Here is a 13,846-nt window from a genome sequence, read left to right on the forward strand (position 1 = left end):
GATTACCGGGGTAATCCGCGGGTGGATTACTGCGGTGTTCCGGTCGGCACCACCCTCACCAGTGCGTTCGGAAGATCGAGATGGGAAGGTGGGAGTATGGCGAATCGGCTTGCGGACGCGACGAGTCCGTACCTCCTCCAGCACGCTGACAACCCGGTCGACTGGTGGCCGTGGTGCCCGGAGGCGTTCGCCGAGGCGCGCCGCCGGGACGTCCCGGTGCTGCTGTCGGTCGGGTACGCGGCCTGCCACTGGTGCCACGTCATGGCGCACGAGTCGTTCGAGGACGACGAGACCGCGCGGCTGATGAACGAGCGCTTCGTCAACGTGAAGGTGGACCGCGAGGAACGCCCCGACATCGACGCCGTCTACATGGAGGCCACCCAGGCCATGACCGGCCAGGGCGGGTGGCCGATGACCTGCTTCCTCACGCCCGACGGCGAACCGTTCCACTGCGGCACCTACTACCCGGCGTCGCCGATGCCCGGGATGCCGTCGTTCCAGCAGCTGCTCTCAGCGGTCGCGGAGGCGTGGGAAGGGCGCGGCGAGGAGGTTCGCCAGGCCGCGAGCCGCATCGTGGAGCAGCTCAACGCGCAGCGCTCCCCGCTGCCGGAGTCGATCTTGGACGACGAGGTGCTGACCGGCGCCGTCGGCCGGTTGCGCACCGAATCCGATCACGAGCGCGGCGGCTTCGGCGACGCGCCGAAGTTCCCGCCGTCGATGGTGCTGGAGTTCCTGCTGCGCCACCACGAGCGCACCGGGTCCGAGCAGGCGCTGGAACTGGCCCGCGACTGCTGCGCGGCGATGGCTCGCGGAGGCATCTACGACCAGCTGGCCGGCGGTTTCGCCCGCTACAGCGTCGACGCCGCCTGGGTGGTGCCGCACTTCGAGAAGATGCTCTACGACAACGCCCTGTTGCTGCGCGCGTACGCGCACCTGGGAAGGCTCGGCGACGACCTGGCGGCGCGCGTGGCCAGGGAGACCGCCGGTTTCCTGCTGCGCGACCTGCGCACGCCGGAAGGCGGTTTCGCGGCGTCGCTGGACGCCGACACCGAGGGCGTCGAGGGACTGACCTACGTGTGGACGCCGGAGCAGCTGCGGGAGGTGCTCGGCGAGTCCGACGGCGACTGGGCGGCGTCGCTGTTCCTGGTGACCCCGGAGGGCACCTTCGAAGAGGGCACGTCGACGCTCCAGCTGCCCAGCGACCCCGATGACCGGGCCCGCTGGGCGCGGGTGCGGCAGAGCCTGCTGGCCGCGAGGGAGCAGCGCCCTCAGCCCGGCGAGGACGACAAGGTCGTCACCGCTTGGAACGGCTTGGCGATCACCGCGCTGGTGGAAGCCGCGACCGCGCTGGAAGAACCGTCGTGGATCGAGGCCGCCGCGGCTGCCGCCGAGTTGCTGCTGTCGAAGCACCTGGTCGACGGCAGGTTGCTGCGCACCTCTCGGCACGGAGTCGCGGGCACGGCCGCCGGGGTGCTGGAGGACTACGCCTGCTTCGCCGACGGACTGCTGTCGCTGCACCAGGCCACCGCCGATCCGCGCTGGCTGACCAAGGCGTGCGAGCTCCTCGACGTCGCGCTGGAGCAGTTCGCCGACGCCGACCACCCGGGCACGTTCCACGACACCGCCGCCGACGCGGAGGCGCTGGTGCGCAGGCCGTCGGATCCGACCGACAACGCCAGCCCGTCCGGCGCCGCGGCGCTGACCTCGGCGCTGCTGACGGCATCGGCCCTGGTCGGGCCGGAGTCCACCGGCCGCTACCGCACCGCCGCCGAGCAGGGCCTGTCGCGTGCGGGACTGCTGGCCCAGCGCGCGCCCCGCTTCGCGGGCCACTGGCTGGCGGTCGCCGAGGCCCGCGCACAGGGCCCGATGCAGGTCGCCGTCGTGGGGCCGGACGAGTCCTCGCGGGCCGAACTCCTCGCGACGGCCCACCACCGGGGCCCGGGCGGCACGGTCGTGGTCGCCTCGACGCCGGAAGCGGCCGGAGTTCCCCTCCTGGCCGATCGGCCCCTGGTCGACGGTGCCGCGGCCGCCTACGTCTGCCACGGCTACGTGTGCGACCGCCCCGTCACGACCTCCGCCGAACTGGCGGACAAGCTCGCTCAGGCGTAGAGCGCGAGCCAGATGGCGACGTGGTGGCAGACGGCCGCCGCGGTGACCGTCGAGTGGAAGAACTCGTGGTAGCCGAAGGTCTTCGGCCACGGGTCCGGCCAGCGGGTGGCGTAGAAGATCGCGCCGACCGTGTAGAGCGCGCCGCCGACGATGAGCAGCACCAGCACCGCAGCGCCCGCGCTCTCCAGCAGGTCCGGCAGCACGAACACGGCCACCCAGCCCAGCGCGATGTAGACGGGGACGCCGACCCAGCGCGGCGCGTTGGGCCAGGCCAGCTTGAGGATCACGCCGCCGAGCGCGCCCGCCCACACCACGGCGAGCACGATGGCGCCGGTCGTCGGTTGCAGCGCGATCATCGCCAGCGGCGTGTAGGTGCCTGCGATGAACAGGAAGATCATCGAGTGGTCGAGGCGTCGCATCCAGGTGCGCGCGCCGACCGAGTTCCAGGTCTTGCGGTGGTACAGCGCGCTCACGCCGAACAGGCCGAGCACGGTCGCCGAGTAGATGGATGTGCCCAGCGCTGCCTCAGCCGACACGGTCGAGGCGGCCAGCGAGATGAGCGTCGCGCCGGCGGCGAAGAACGCCAGCAGCGACCAGAAGTGGATCCAGCCGCGCATGCGCGGCTTGACGATCGCGTGCGGGACTCGGGAAGACACGGCGTTGGTCACGCCACAAAGGTTACGGGACCGTAGGTTTGGCTCGCTGTGACCTCTGTTGCAAACCAGGCTTCCGGGGTCGTCTCACGGCGTCCGGTGCAACCGGTCGAGACCTCGAACCAGTGGCCGTGCGGACTCTCAGGTGGTGAGAGGAGAAAGCGGCTGCGCCGCTTGGGCTCGGCGCCGATGGTCATCCGCATCCGCGTAGTCTCATCTGGCGTGACGCTCAAGGTTCGGTTGAAAGAACTCATGTACTCGGTCTACGAGCGACGGCTCAGCCGGAAGCTCGATGGCCTGCAGCATCCCAGGCACGTCGGCGTCATCCTGGACGGCAACCGCAGATGGGCCAAGGAAGCCGGTCTGGACGCGGCGCACGGGCACCGGGCGGGCGCGCTCAAGATCGCGGAGATGCTCGGCTGGTGCGAGGAGGCGCAGGTCGAGGTGGCCACCCTGTGGCTGCTGTCGACCGACAACCTCAACCGCAGCGAAGCCGAGCTCAACGCCCTGATGGAGATCATCGCCGGGGTGGTCGACGAGCTCACGAGTCCGGGCCAGTCGTGGCGGGTGCGGATCGTGGGTGCGCTGGACGTGCTGCCCACCGAGACCGCCGCCAGGCTGACCGCGGGTGCGCTGCGGACCGAGGGCCGGACGGGGATGCAGGTCAACGTCGCGGTCGGCTACGGCGGCAGGCGGGAGATCGCCGACGCGGTCCGCAAGCTGCTGCAGCAGCACGCCGAGGCCGGGACCACGATCGAAGAGCTCGCCGAGGTGCTCACGGTCGACCACATCGCCGAGCACCTCTACACCTCCGGCCAGCCGGACCCGGACCTGCTCATCCGCACCTCGGGCGAGCAGCGGTTGTCGGGCTTCATGCTCTGGCAGTCGGCGCACTCGGAGTTCTGGTTCACCGAGGCGTACTGGCCGGAGTTCCGCCGCATCGACTTCCTGCGGGCGTTGCGCGACTACGCGGTGCGCCACCGCCGCTTGGGCCGCTGACCTCGAGCGAGCGGAAAGGCCAGGTCGGTGACGACCTGGCCTTTCCGTTGCGATCAGCTCGCTCAGCCGGCGGACGGGTGGTCCAGAACCGGGGCGTTGACGCATTCCGCAGTCTGCGGGGACAGGATCGGAACGACCGCGCCCAGCACCGCAACGTTGTTGCCGCAGGCCTGCACCGGCAGGACGCTGAGGTTGTTGTCGTTGAGGACGTTCACGCCGTCGTTGTCCTCGCTGTCGGCGTTGGCGACGGGCGCCAGGGCCAGCAGACCAGCGGCGGCACCGGCGACAATCGCTGCCTTCTTCAGCACTTGGGTCACTCTCCTTTAGGAATTCCGCGGGATTCGGAGTTCACACCAACGGACTCTGTCCAAATCCCGGTTGGGAGACAGAGCGTGGTGTGTTCCGGACGCAAACTACAGCGAACATGCCCGTTGCCCAAATTCCGTAACACCATTGTGTGAATCCGGATCCATGAATCGCTGGTAGACGCGGAATGCGCGCGCACGAAAAAGGAGCGCCGGCTCGTTCCGGCGCTCCTTCCTCGTCGGCGAAGCCGTCAGCCCGCGCTCGGGTGGTCCAGGATCGGGGCGTTGACGCATTCCACGTTCTGCGGCGAGCCGATCGGGATGGCGGCGCCCAGGACGCCAACGTTGTTGCCGCAGGCCTGCACCGGCAGAACGCTGACGTTGTTGTCGTTCAGGACGTTGATGCCGTCGTTGTCCTCGCTGTCGGCGTTGGCGACGGGGGCCAGGGCCAGCAGGCCGGCGACGGCACCGGCGACAATCACTGCTTTCTTCAGCACAGCTTTGCTCCTTGATGAGATGAGTTGAGCAAGTGCGTGCTTCTGTCCGGAAAGAGTGAACTCCGGAGCGAGTGAAGCACCTGGTTTGAAACGTAACCAGGGGTTGCGGAACGCGATACCTGGATACCACTATTGTGTGTACTATCCCTTCCAGGGCTAATGTACTCGCGAGTATTCGCCGAAAAAGCCCAGCACTTTTCAGGGGCGATGAATTCGGTGAAATCGGGCGCGCGCGTCCGACCGCGTACCGTCCAGGCGTGGACTCAGCGCGGTTGGTGTCCGACTACGTCCGGCTCGGGTTGCGGTTCGACCGGCTCGAACCGGGCATGGTCGACTCCTACGCGGGAGACCCGGGGCTGCGGCTGCGAGTGCGCCACGAACCGCGTCCGGACCCGCTGCGGCTCGTCGCGCGAGCCCGCGAGCTGCGCGACGAGCTGGGCGGTTGCGGGCTGGCCGAACCCCGGCGGCGGTTCCTCGACGCTCAGCTCACCGCGCTGGAGGCGATCGGTCTGCGGATCGCCGGTCAGGAGATGTCGTTCCCCGCGGAAGTGCGGGCGTGCTTCCAGGTCAGCCCGGAGCTCGGCGATCCCGACGAGTACCGGGAGGCCCACCGCGAACTCGACGCGTTGCTGCCGGGGACCGGGGCGCTGGCCGATCGGCTCGCGGCCGTCCGGCGCCGCGACCGGCTGCCGCCCGAGCGCCTGGAGGTCTGCCTGGAAGCGGTGTCCGGTGCGCTGCGCTCCCGGGTGCGCGCCCGATTCGGGCTGCCGGTGCAGGAGCGGGTGCGGTACCGGATCGTCACCGATCGGCCGTGGAGCGGGTTCAACGAGTACCTCGGCGGATTCCGGTCGCGGGTGTCGGTCAACGCCGACATCGGTCACCGCGCGTCGGCCTTGCCGCAGCTGATCGCCCACGAGTCCTACCCGGGTCACCACACCGAGCACTGCCGCAAGGCCGCCGGGATCGCGCGCACCCAGCCGGAGCAGGCGATCTTCCTGGTCAACACCCCGCAGTGCGTGCTCGCCGAAGGTCTCGCCGACCTGGGACTGCGCGCGGCGGTGGGGGAGGGCTGGGGTTCGTGGACGGCGGAGATCTTCGCCGACCTGGGCATCGCGGTGGACGGCGAGCTCGCCGAGCGGCTGGAAGCGGTGCTGGTCCGGCTGCTGCCGGTGCGCCAGGACGCGATGCTGATGCTGCACTCGCGGGGGCGGCCGGAGCAGGACGCGGTCGATCACCTGCGCCGCTGGCTGCTGATGCCGGAAGGCCGGGCGCGGCACCTGGTGAGGTTCATGCGCGACCCGCTGTGGCGGTCCTACACCACGACCTACGTCGAGGGGTGCCGCCTGCTGCGGCGGTGGCTGTCGGACCAACCGGACGGCACATCGAGCGCCGATCGTTACCGACGATTGCTTGACGAGGCGCTTGTACCAGAGGTCCTCCGTGCGGAGATCGCGGCACGCGCGCGGACCTGAATTTCACCCGAAAAGAGCAGCGAAGCTAACCGGGAGTGTTGAATTGAGTTCGTTCTCGTCGCGGCCGAGGGACGCCTCCTGACCTGCTGACGAATCGTCTGGAAACCTTCTATTTACCTTCTGACCTGCGAAAACATGCTAGTAGCGCGCGGTGAGCGCGGGAATGGTTCGAATCACCTAAGTGGCTGTCTGCTGAAGAGCGATCTCGAAGGTAGCGTTCGCTGGTGACGGGCCGTTCTTCTCTTGCACGTCCGAACGCGGCCCGTCCGGGAGGCCCTGATCGTGGCTGTTGGCTGGAGCGGACGTTCACACGTCCACCTTGGTCGCGGAGGGGGTCGGTGCCCGGCCCTCGCGTGGCGTCGGTGGACCGGACGGTCCAGCGGGAGCACGACGGGGGCAGGCCCGGCCCACCGACGAGCGGGCGTGTTCGGCACGTCCGCGAGGGAGTAGCCGTGACCGCACGACGTTCCCAGCCTCAGGCGCACGAAGCCGTCCGCAGCGACGCGCCCGCGCACACCGCACCTGGCGGTGACTCCGAGGTCCGCACCTACGTCCTGGACACTTCGGTCCTGCTGTCCGATCCGTGGGCGATGGCCCGGTTCGCCGAGCACGACGTGGTGCTCCCGGTGGTGGTCATCTCCGAGCTGGAGGGGAAGCGCCACCACCCCGAACTCGGCTGGTTCGCCCGCGAGGCGCTGCGCGTGCTCGACGATCTCCGGATCAAGCACGGCAGACTGGACCACCCGGTGCTGGTCAACCCTGAGGGCGGCAACGTCCACGTGGAGTTGAACCACTCCGACCCGTCGGTGCTCCCGCCGGGCTTCCGCACGGACTCCAACGACTCCCGCATCCTTGCCTGCTCGCTCAACCTCGCCGCCGAAGGCCGTGAGGTCGTGCTGGTCACCAAGGACATGCCACTGCGGGTCAAGGCCGCGTCGGTGAACCTGGCCGCCGAGGAGTACCGCGCGCAGGACGTCGTGTCGTCGGGCTGGAGCGGCATGGCGGACATCGACGTCGGTTCGGACTCGGTGGACTCGCTGTTCAAGGACGGCGTCGCCGACCTGGAGGAGGCGCGGGACCTGCCGCCGAACACCGGTGTGCGGATGCTCGCCGGACAGCAGAGCGCGCTGGGCCGGATCACCGCGGACAAGCAGGTCCGGCTGGTGCGCGGCGACCGCGAGGTCTTCGGGCTGCACGGTCGTTCGGCGGAGCAGCGGATCGCGCTGGAGCTGCTGATGGATCCCGACGTCGGGATCATCTCGCTCGGCGGCCGCGCCGGAACCGGCAAGTCGGCGCTGGCGCTGTGCGCGGGCCTGGAATCGGTCCTGGAACGCCAGCAGCACCGCAAGGTCGTGGTGTTCCGGCCGGTCTACGCCGTCGGCGGGCAGGAGCTCGGTTACCTGCCGGGCTCCGAGGGCGAGAAGATGGCGCCCTGGGCGCAGGCCGTGTTCGACACGCTCGGCGCGCACGCCAGCGAGAACGTGCTGGAAGAGATCATGGACCGCGGCATGCTCGAGGTGCTGCCGCTGACCCACATCCGCGGCCGTTCGCTGCACGACTCCTTCGTCATCGTCGACGAGGCCCAGTCGCTGGAGCGCAACGTGCTGCTGACGGTCCTGTCGCGGCTCGGCGCGAACTCGCGGGTGGTGCTCACCCACGACGTCGCGCAGCGGGACAACCTGCGGGTGGGCCGCCACGACGGCGTCGCGGCGGTCATCGAGAAGCTCAAGGGCCACCCGCTGTTCGCCCACGTGACCCTGACCCGGTCGGAACGGAGCCCGATCGCGGCCCTGGTCACCGAGCTGCTGGAAGGGGACCACACGCCCTGACGCGGTCGTGGGGAGGACGCCTCCGCCGGAGGCGCCCTCCCCACGTCACGCGGTCGAAGCTCGCGCGAGGTTCGAGTCCGCCGGTCGGGGTCGAACCTCGCGCGAGATCGTCACCAGCCGGACGGCAGCGGGCGGCCTTCGGCGAAGCCGGCGGCCGACTGGATGCCGACCAGGGCGCGCTCGTGGAACTCCTCCAGGGTGTGCGCGCCCGCGTAGGTGCAGGACGAGCGCACACCCGAGGTGATCTGGTCCAGGAGGTCCTCGACGCCCGGGTTCTGCGGGTCGATGCGCATCCGGGAGCTGGAGATGCCCTCTTCGAACAGGCCCTTGCGGGCCTGGTCGTAGGCGCTGTCGGTGCGGGTCCGGGCCGACACGGCGCGCTTGGAGGCCATGCCGAAGGACTCCTTGTAAGCCCTGCCGTGCTCGTCGCGCTGCAGATCACCGGGGGACTCGTAGGTCCCGGCGAACCACGATCCGACCATCACCGACGAGGCTCCGGCGGCCAGCGCCAGCGCCACGTCGCGCGGGTGGCGGATGCCGCCGTCGGCCCACACGTGCTTGCCGAGCCTGCGCGCTTCCGCGGCGCACTCGGCGACGGCGGAGAACTGCGGGCGGCCGACACCGGTCATCATCCGGGTCGTGCACATCGCACCCGGCCCGACGCCGACCTTGATGACGTCCGCACCGGCCTCGACCAGGTCGCGCACGCCCTCGGCGGTCACCACGTTGCCGGCGACGACCGGGACGGTGGGGCTCGCGGAGCGGACGGCCTTGAGCGCGGCGATCATCTTCTCCTGGTGACCGTGCGCGGTGTCCACGACCAGCGTGTCCACCCCGGCCGCCAGCAGCGCGGACGCCTTGGCGGCGACGTCACCGTTCACGCCGATCGCGGCGGCCACCCGCAGGCGGCCCTCGGCGTCGAGAGCGGGGGTGTAGATGGCGGCGCGCAGGGCGCCCTTCTTGGTCATGATCCCGGAGAGCCGGCCTTCGGCGTCGACCGCGATCGCGACGTTGCGGCCCTGCTTGTGCAGCTGCTCGAAGACCTCGCGCGAGTCCGTCTCCAGCGGCAGCACCACGGGGTGGGCGTCGGCGACCTCGCCGACCCGCGCGAAGCGGTCCACGCCGGTGCAGGCGGCCTCGTCGACGACGCCGAGCGGCTTGTCCTCGTCGTCGACCACCACCAGGGCGCCGTGGGCGCGCTTGGGCAGCAGGTTCAGGGCGTCGGCGACCGCGTCGTCGGTGTGCAACGCCAGCGGCGTGTCCCACAGCGGGTGCCTGGTCTTGACCCAGGACACGATCTCGGCGACCGCGCTCGGGTCGACGTCCTGCGGGAGGATCACCAGGCCACCGCGTCGCGCGACGGTCTCGGCCATGCGCCTGCCGGCCACGGCGGTCATGTTCGCGACCACGATCGGCAAGGTCGCGCCGGTGCCGTCACAGGTCGCCAGGTCGACGTCGAAGCGCGACTCGACTCCGGAGCGCCGGGGCGCCAGGAAGACGTCGTCGTAGGTCAGGTCGGTAGAGGGCTGTTGCCCGTTCAAGAACTGCACGTCGCACCACGATACGTGCCCCGAGCGGCCACCGGGCCCTCCAGATCACCTGATCAAGGGGCGTTCGAGGTCACGGCCCCATGAGCGGTGCCCTCAGACGTCCTCTTCGGTGAGGGGTTCGAGGGACCGGTAGGCGTCGTAGTTGCGGAAGAAGCGGCTGTAGAGCTCGGAGCCGTCGTCGAACGTGGCGTCCTCGAGGGGCTTGACCTCGACGATCTGCTTGAGCTTCCAGGTGACCACGTCGTGGTTCTCGTTCTGGTAGCTGGTCTCCTGCTGCTTGCCGCACTCCCTGGCCTTCTCGGCGGCCTCGTCCTCGGACTCGGCGGTGAGCAGGACGAACGACTCCTCGAAGAGCGGCTTGTGGCCGGTCGCCTCGCTGGTGGCCTCCAGCAGGAGCACGGCGACGTAGTGGTCGAGCTCGACCGATGACGCGCGCTGCTGGAAGTCACGCGGGTCGATGGTTCCCGGTCCGATGTCGATCGAACCGACGGCGTCGAAGTCCTCGCTGCTCATGCCCCCAGGATCTCACCCGCCGCGGAGCATCCCGCGAACCGCCTCGATGGTGTCCGCCTCGCCCGCGTCCTTGTCCGGCCGGTAGCGCAGCACCCGGGCGAAGCGCAGCGCGACTCCACCGGGATACCGGCTGCTGGTCTGCACCCCGTCGAGCTCGACCTCCACCACCAGCTCCGGGACGACGCGCACCGTCCAGTCGTCGCCTCCGGTGGCCCGCTGCTGGAACTCGGCCGTCTGCCAGGCCAGCAGCTCGTCGGTGAGGCCCTTGAAGGTCTTGCCGACCATGATCGGCGGGCCGCCGTCGGGGTCGCGGGCGCCCAGGTGCAGGTTGGACAGGTAGCCGCGGCGGCGGCCGTGGCCCCACTCGGCGGCCAGCACGACCAGGTCGAGGGTGTGCTCGGGCTTGACCTTGCGCCACGCCTTGCCGCGCCGGCCCGCCGCGTACGGCGAGTCGAGGTCCTTGACCACCACGCCCTCGTGGCCGTGCGCCAGCGCGTCGTCGAACAGCGCGGCGGCGTCCTCCGGGGTGGGCGACAGGACGCCCGGGATCCGGTGGTCGCCCGCGACCTGCTCCAACGCCTTCAGCCGGTCGGCCAGCGGCCGGTCGAGCAGGTCGCTCCCGTCCAGGTGCAGGCAGTCGAAGAAGTACGGGTGCAGCAGCTCGGCCCGCTGCTCCTGGGCGCCGAAGCGGGCCATCGTCTCCTGGAACGGGCGAGGACGTCCGGCGTCGTCGAGGGCCAGCGTCTCGCCGTCGAGCACCACCGAGCGGCAGTCCAGGCCCCGCACCAGCTCCACCAGCTCGGCGACGTTGCGGGTGATCTCGCGCAGCGTGCGGGTGTAGACGTGCACCTCGTCGCCGTCGCGGTGCACCTGGATGCGGGCGCCGTCGAGCTTGTGCTCGACGCTGCACCCACCGAGCTCGGCCAGCGCGGCGTCCAGGGTTTCCGCTGGTGACGCCAGCATCGGGCGGATCGGGCGGCCCAGCTCCAGGTGGAACTCGGCGAGCGCGGACTCGCCGCCGATCAGCGCTGCCTCGGCGGTCGCGGGGAGCCGGCCGGAGAGCATGAACGCGCGCCGCACGGCCTCGGTGCGCACCTCGGCCGCCGCGGCGATGGCCTCGACCATCACGCCTTCCAGCGCGCCCTGCCGGAGCTCGCCGCCCAGCAGGCGCAGCAGGAACGACTGCTCCGCCTCGGTGGCCCGCCCGAGCAGCGCGCTCAGCGCGTCGGCCCGTCGTCGCCCTGACCCCGAGCCGCTGATCGTCCGCACGTCGCCGACCGCCGCTTCGACCTCGCCGATGGTCAACCCGGGTTCGGTCGCAGGCGGGACCCGCAACGCGGACAGCGTCGACCAGCCGACTCCGGCCCGGCCGCCGGGGAGCTCGCCCGCCAGCAGCGCCGTGGCCGCGGCGACCTCCGCGGGCTCCAGCCGCCGCAGCAGCGCGGCGATCGCCGATGTCTTCGCCTTGCGCGAGGACGTCGCCGCGACCTCGGCGGAGGCCGCGACGACGTCCGAGAGCAGCACCATGCCTCCATGGTGCGCACCGCTCCGACAATTCGCGGAAGTGCCAGCGGGTCGTCAGCCGCCGTGGGCCATGCGGAGGACGTCCAGGGCTTCGTCGAGCTGCTCGATCGTGAGCTTGCCGGACTCGACGTGACCGCGTTCGAGGACGACCTCCCGGATGGGCTTGCGCTCCTTGAGCGCCTGCTTGGCGACCGCGGCGGCCTCCTCGTAGCCGATGTAGCGGTTGAGGGGCGTGACGATCGACGGCGAGCCCTCGGCGTAGGCGCGGGCCTGCTCGGTGTTGACCTGCACGTCGGCGAAGACCTTGTCGGCCAGCTGCCGCGACACCGCCGCCAGCAGCCGGGACGATTCCAGCACGTTGCGGGCGATGACCGGCAGCATCACGTTGAGCTGGAAGTTGCCCTGCGATCCGGCGAAGGCCACCGCCGCGTCGTTGCCGATGACCTGGGCGACGACCTGCAGCGTCGCTTCCGGGATCACCGGGTTGACCTTGCCCGGCATGATCGACGACCCGGGCTGCAGGTCCGGCAGGGCCAGCTCGCCGAGGCCGGTGCGCGGGCCGGAACCCAGCCAGCGCAGGTCGTTGGCGATCTTGGTGAGGCTGACCGCCACCGTGCGCAGGTGACCGGAGGTCTCCACCACGGAGTCCTGCGCGGCCTGCGCCTCGAAGTGGTCGCGGGCCTCGGTCAGCGGCAGACCGGTCACCCGGGCGAGCTCCTCGGCGACGGCCCGGCCGAAGCCCTCCGGCGCGTTGAGCCCGGAGCCCACGGCGGTGCCGCCGATGGGCAGCTCGCCCAGCCGGGGCAGGCCGGTCCGCAGCCGCTCGACGCCGTAGCGGACCTGCGACGCCCACGCGCCCGCCTCCTGGGCGAGGGTGATCGGCACGGCGTCCATCAGGTGCGTGCGGCCGGACTTGACGACCTCGGTCCACCCCGCGGCGCGGCCCTCGATCGTCGTGGCCAGGTGCTCCAGGGCCGGGATGACGTCGGCGAGCACGGCCTCGGTGGCGGCGACGTGGATGGTCGTCGGGAACGTGTCGTTGGACGACTGCGAGGCGTTGACGTCGTCGTTCGGGTGCACGTCGCGGCCGAGAGCGCGGGTGGCCAGGGTCGCGATGACCTCGTTGGCGTTCATGTTCGACGACGTGCCGGAGCCGGTCTGGAAGACGTCGATCGGGAAGTGCTCGTCGTGCGCGCCCTCGGCGACCTCGTCGGCGGCGCGGGCGATGGCCTCGGCGATTTCGGCGTCGAGCACCCCCAACCGGCCGTTGACCCGGGCGGTGGCGGCTTTGAGCAGGCCGAGCGCGCGGATCTGCGCGCGCTCCAGGCCCCGGCCGGAGATCGGGAAGTTCTCCACGGCCCGCTGCGTCTGCGCCCGGTAGAGGGCGTCGGCGGGCACCCGAACCTCGCCCATCGTGTCGTGTTCGATCCGGTACTGGGATTCAGCCATGTTCGAAGTGTCCCGCCGATCAACCGGCCGGGTCAGCGTGGCACGCCCCACGGGCCGGGCGTTCCCCCAGGAAATGACCGATCTGGAACGATCTAGGTGGCTGATCTGACAAAGCCCGCTCCCGGAGAGCGGGAGCGGGCTTCGTCGCAGAGATCAACCGATGGTGGAGGAGATCCAGTCCTTGTAGGCGGTGGCGTCGGTGTAGACCGAAGGAGCCGTGCCGCAGACCGGGACAGGGCTGCCGAGACGGCTCGTCACGCCGGTGAGCTTCCAGTCGCCGGGGGTGCCCTCCAGCTGCGGGCCGCCGGAGTCGCCGAAGCAGGCGTTGGCCAGGGGCTCCTGGCTGGAGGTGCAGATCTCGGTGGGGCCGTCGATGGAGCTCAGCGTGCAGCCCGCGTCAGGGGCGACCTGGGTCTCCAGCTCCTGCAGCTGTTCCGGCGGTTCGCCGCAGCCGCGCACCGGGCAGGTCACGCCCCAGCCGATGATCCGCGACGGCGTGCCGTCGGCGCCGGAGGCGTCGGCGATGTCGATCGGCGTCTCGGACACCGCCTGGTCGAGCTTGAGCAGCGCGATGTCGCCGTTGGGGTTGTTGGTCTCGTAGTCCGGGTGCACGACGACCTCGGACACGCCGGCTTCGGTGCCGCCGCTGCTCCAGGTCGGGCTGCCGATCCGCAGGCCGAGGTCGGCCGGTGCCGCGTCGGCGACGCAGTGCGCCGCGGTGAGCACCCACTGCTCGTCGATCAGGGAGGCGCCGCAGCTGTGCGACCCCGATCGTTGCAGCGAGGACATCCATTCGTAGGACTCGGTGGCGTCGTGACCGCCGACGATCAGCGCCCCCGGGTTGTCGATGGCCTGCGCCGCAGGCGCGAAGCCGGCGCTGAGCGCCAGCGCGGCGATGCCGCTGAGCAGCGCGGATGATTTCTTCACAGAGCTTTCCCTCCCCGAC

The 13,846-nt window shown here is 70.7% G+C and carries 12 protein-coding genes; 4 read left to right on the forward strand and 8 right to left on the reverse strand.

The window, feature by feature from the left end:
- Positions 1-96: 96 nt before the first annotated feature.
- Positions 97-2,109 (forward strand): thioredoxin domain-containing protein, encoded by a 2,013-nt coding sequence (locus AB0J91_RS18170; RefSeq protein WP_363870079.1) that lies wholly within the window; start codon positions 97-99, stop codon positions 2,107-2,109.
- Here the strand turns inward: AB0J91_RS18170 and AB0J91_RS18175 are convergent.
- Positions 2,100-2,777 carry a hemolysin III family protein gene (locus tag AB0J91_RS18175; protein WP_363870081.1) on the reverse strand — a complete coding sequence of 226 codons (678 nt, stop codon included), beginning with the start codon at positions 2,775-2,777 and terminating at the stop codon, positions 2,100-2,102. The genes AB0J91_RS18170 and AB0J91_RS18175 overlap by 10 nt on opposite strands.
- A gap of 207 nt (positions 2,778-2,984) precedes the next feature.
- Here AB0J91_RS18175 and AB0J91_RS18180 point away from each other — a divergent pair, with 207 nt between their 5' ends.
- Positions 2,985-3,761, forward strand: a complete 777-nt coding sequence (locus AB0J91_RS18180; protein WP_363789447.1) for an isoprenyl transferase — start codon at positions 2,985-2,987, stop codon at positions 3,759-3,761.
- A gap of 62 nt (positions 3,762-3,823) precedes the next feature.
- On the opposite strand, the gene AB0J91_RS18185 is transcribed toward AB0J91_RS18180, so the two are convergent.
- Both AB0J91_RS18185 and AB0J91_RS18190 read right to left on the reverse strand, forming a co-directional pair.
- The gene (locus AB0J91_RS18185; protein ID WP_363870084.1) at positions 3,824-4,069 is read right to left on the reverse strand and encodes a hypothetical protein; all 246 of its coding nucleotides are present in this window, start codon (positions 4,067-4,069) and stop codon (positions 3,824-3,826) included.
- A gap of 248 nt (positions 4,070-4,317) precedes the next feature.
- Complete coding sequence (locus AB0J91_RS18190; protein ID WP_363789449.1) at positions 4,318-4,563, reverse strand: hypothetical protein; 246 nt, start codon at positions 4,561-4,563, stop codon at positions 4,318-4,320.
- Positions 4,564-4,820: 257 nt separating this feature from the next.
- On the opposite strand from AB0J91_RS18190, the gene AB0J91_RS18195 reads away from it, so the two are divergent.
- On the forward strand, positions 4,821-6,035 hold the full coding sequence (locus tag AB0J91_RS18195) for a DUF885 domain-containing protein (protein ID WP_363870087.1): 1,215 nt from the start codon (positions 4,821-4,823) through the stop codon (positions 6,033-6,035).
- A 554-nt stretch (positions 6,036-6,589) separates the two neighbouring features.
- Positions 6,590-7,864 carry a PhoH family protein gene (locus AB0J91_RS18200; protein WP_363789744.1) on the forward strand — a complete coding sequence of 425 codons (1,275 nt, stop codon included), beginning with the start codon at positions 6,590-6,592 and terminating at the stop codon, positions 7,862-7,864.
- A gap of 110 nt (positions 7,865-7,974) precedes the next feature.
- Here AB0J91_RS18200 and AB0J91_RS18205 read toward each other — a convergent pair whose 3' ends face one another.
- The 5 genes from AB0J91_RS18205 to AB0J91_RS18225 form a co-directional block, all read right to left on the reverse strand.
- The gene (locus AB0J91_RS18205) at positions 7,975-9,414 is read right to left on the reverse strand and encodes a GuaB1 family IMP dehydrogenase-related protein (RefSeq protein WP_363789451.1); all 1,440 of its coding nucleotides are present in this window, start codon (positions 9,412-9,414) and stop codon (positions 7,975-7,977) included.
- Between the two features lie 93 nt (positions 9,415-9,507).
- A complete protein-coding gene (locus tag AB0J91_RS18210; RefSeq protein ID WP_363870090.1) occupies positions 9,508-9,927 on the reverse strand; it encodes a DUF4288 domain-containing protein in 420 nt (139 codons plus the stop codon).
- A gap of 12 nt (positions 9,928-9,939) precedes the next feature.
- Positions 9,940-11,454 (reverse strand): ATP-dependent DNA ligase, encoded by a 1,515-nt coding sequence (locus AB0J91_RS18215; protein WP_363870094.1) that lies wholly within the window; start codon positions 11,452-11,454, stop codon positions 9,940-9,942.
- 51 nt (positions 11,455-11,505) lie between these two features.
- Positions 11,506-12,900 (reverse strand): class II fumarate hydratase, encoded by a 1,395-nt coding sequence (locus AB0J91_RS18220; RefSeq protein WP_363870097.1) that lies wholly within the window; start codon positions 12,898-12,900, stop codon positions 11,506-11,508.
- A 153-nt stretch (positions 12,901-13,053) separates the two neighbouring features.
- The gene (locus AB0J91_RS18225; RefSeq protein WP_363870099.1) at positions 13,054-13,827 is read right to left on the reverse strand and encodes a serine protease; all 774 of its coding nucleotides are present in this window, start codon (positions 13,825-13,827) and stop codon (positions 13,054-13,056) included.
- Between the last annotated feature and the right edge of the window lie 19 nt (positions 13,828-13,846).

It is taken from the genome of Saccharopolyspora sp. NPDC049357, assembly GCF_040677225.1.
Classification (GTDB): domain Bacteria; phylum Actinomycetota; class Actinomycetes; order Mycobacteriales; family Pseudonocardiaceae; genus Saccharopolyspora.

Coding starts and splice junctions, on each gene's coding strand:
- AB0J91_RS18220 (WP_363870097.1), bottom strand. CDS start 12,900: ATGGCTGAATCCCAGTACCGGATCGAACACGACACGATGGGCGAGGTT.
- AB0J91_RS18170 (WP_363870079.1), top strand. CDS start 97: ATGGCGAATCGGCTTGCGGACGCGACGAGTCCGTACCTCCTCCAGCAC.
- AB0J91_RS18210 (WP_363870090.1), bottom strand. CDS start 9,927: ATGAGCAGCGAGGACTTCGACGCCGTCGGTTCGATCGACATCGGACCG.
- AB0J91_RS18215 (WP_363870094.1), bottom strand. CDS start 11,454: ATGGTGCTGCTCTCGGACGTCGTCGCGGCCTCCGCCGAGGTCGCGGCG.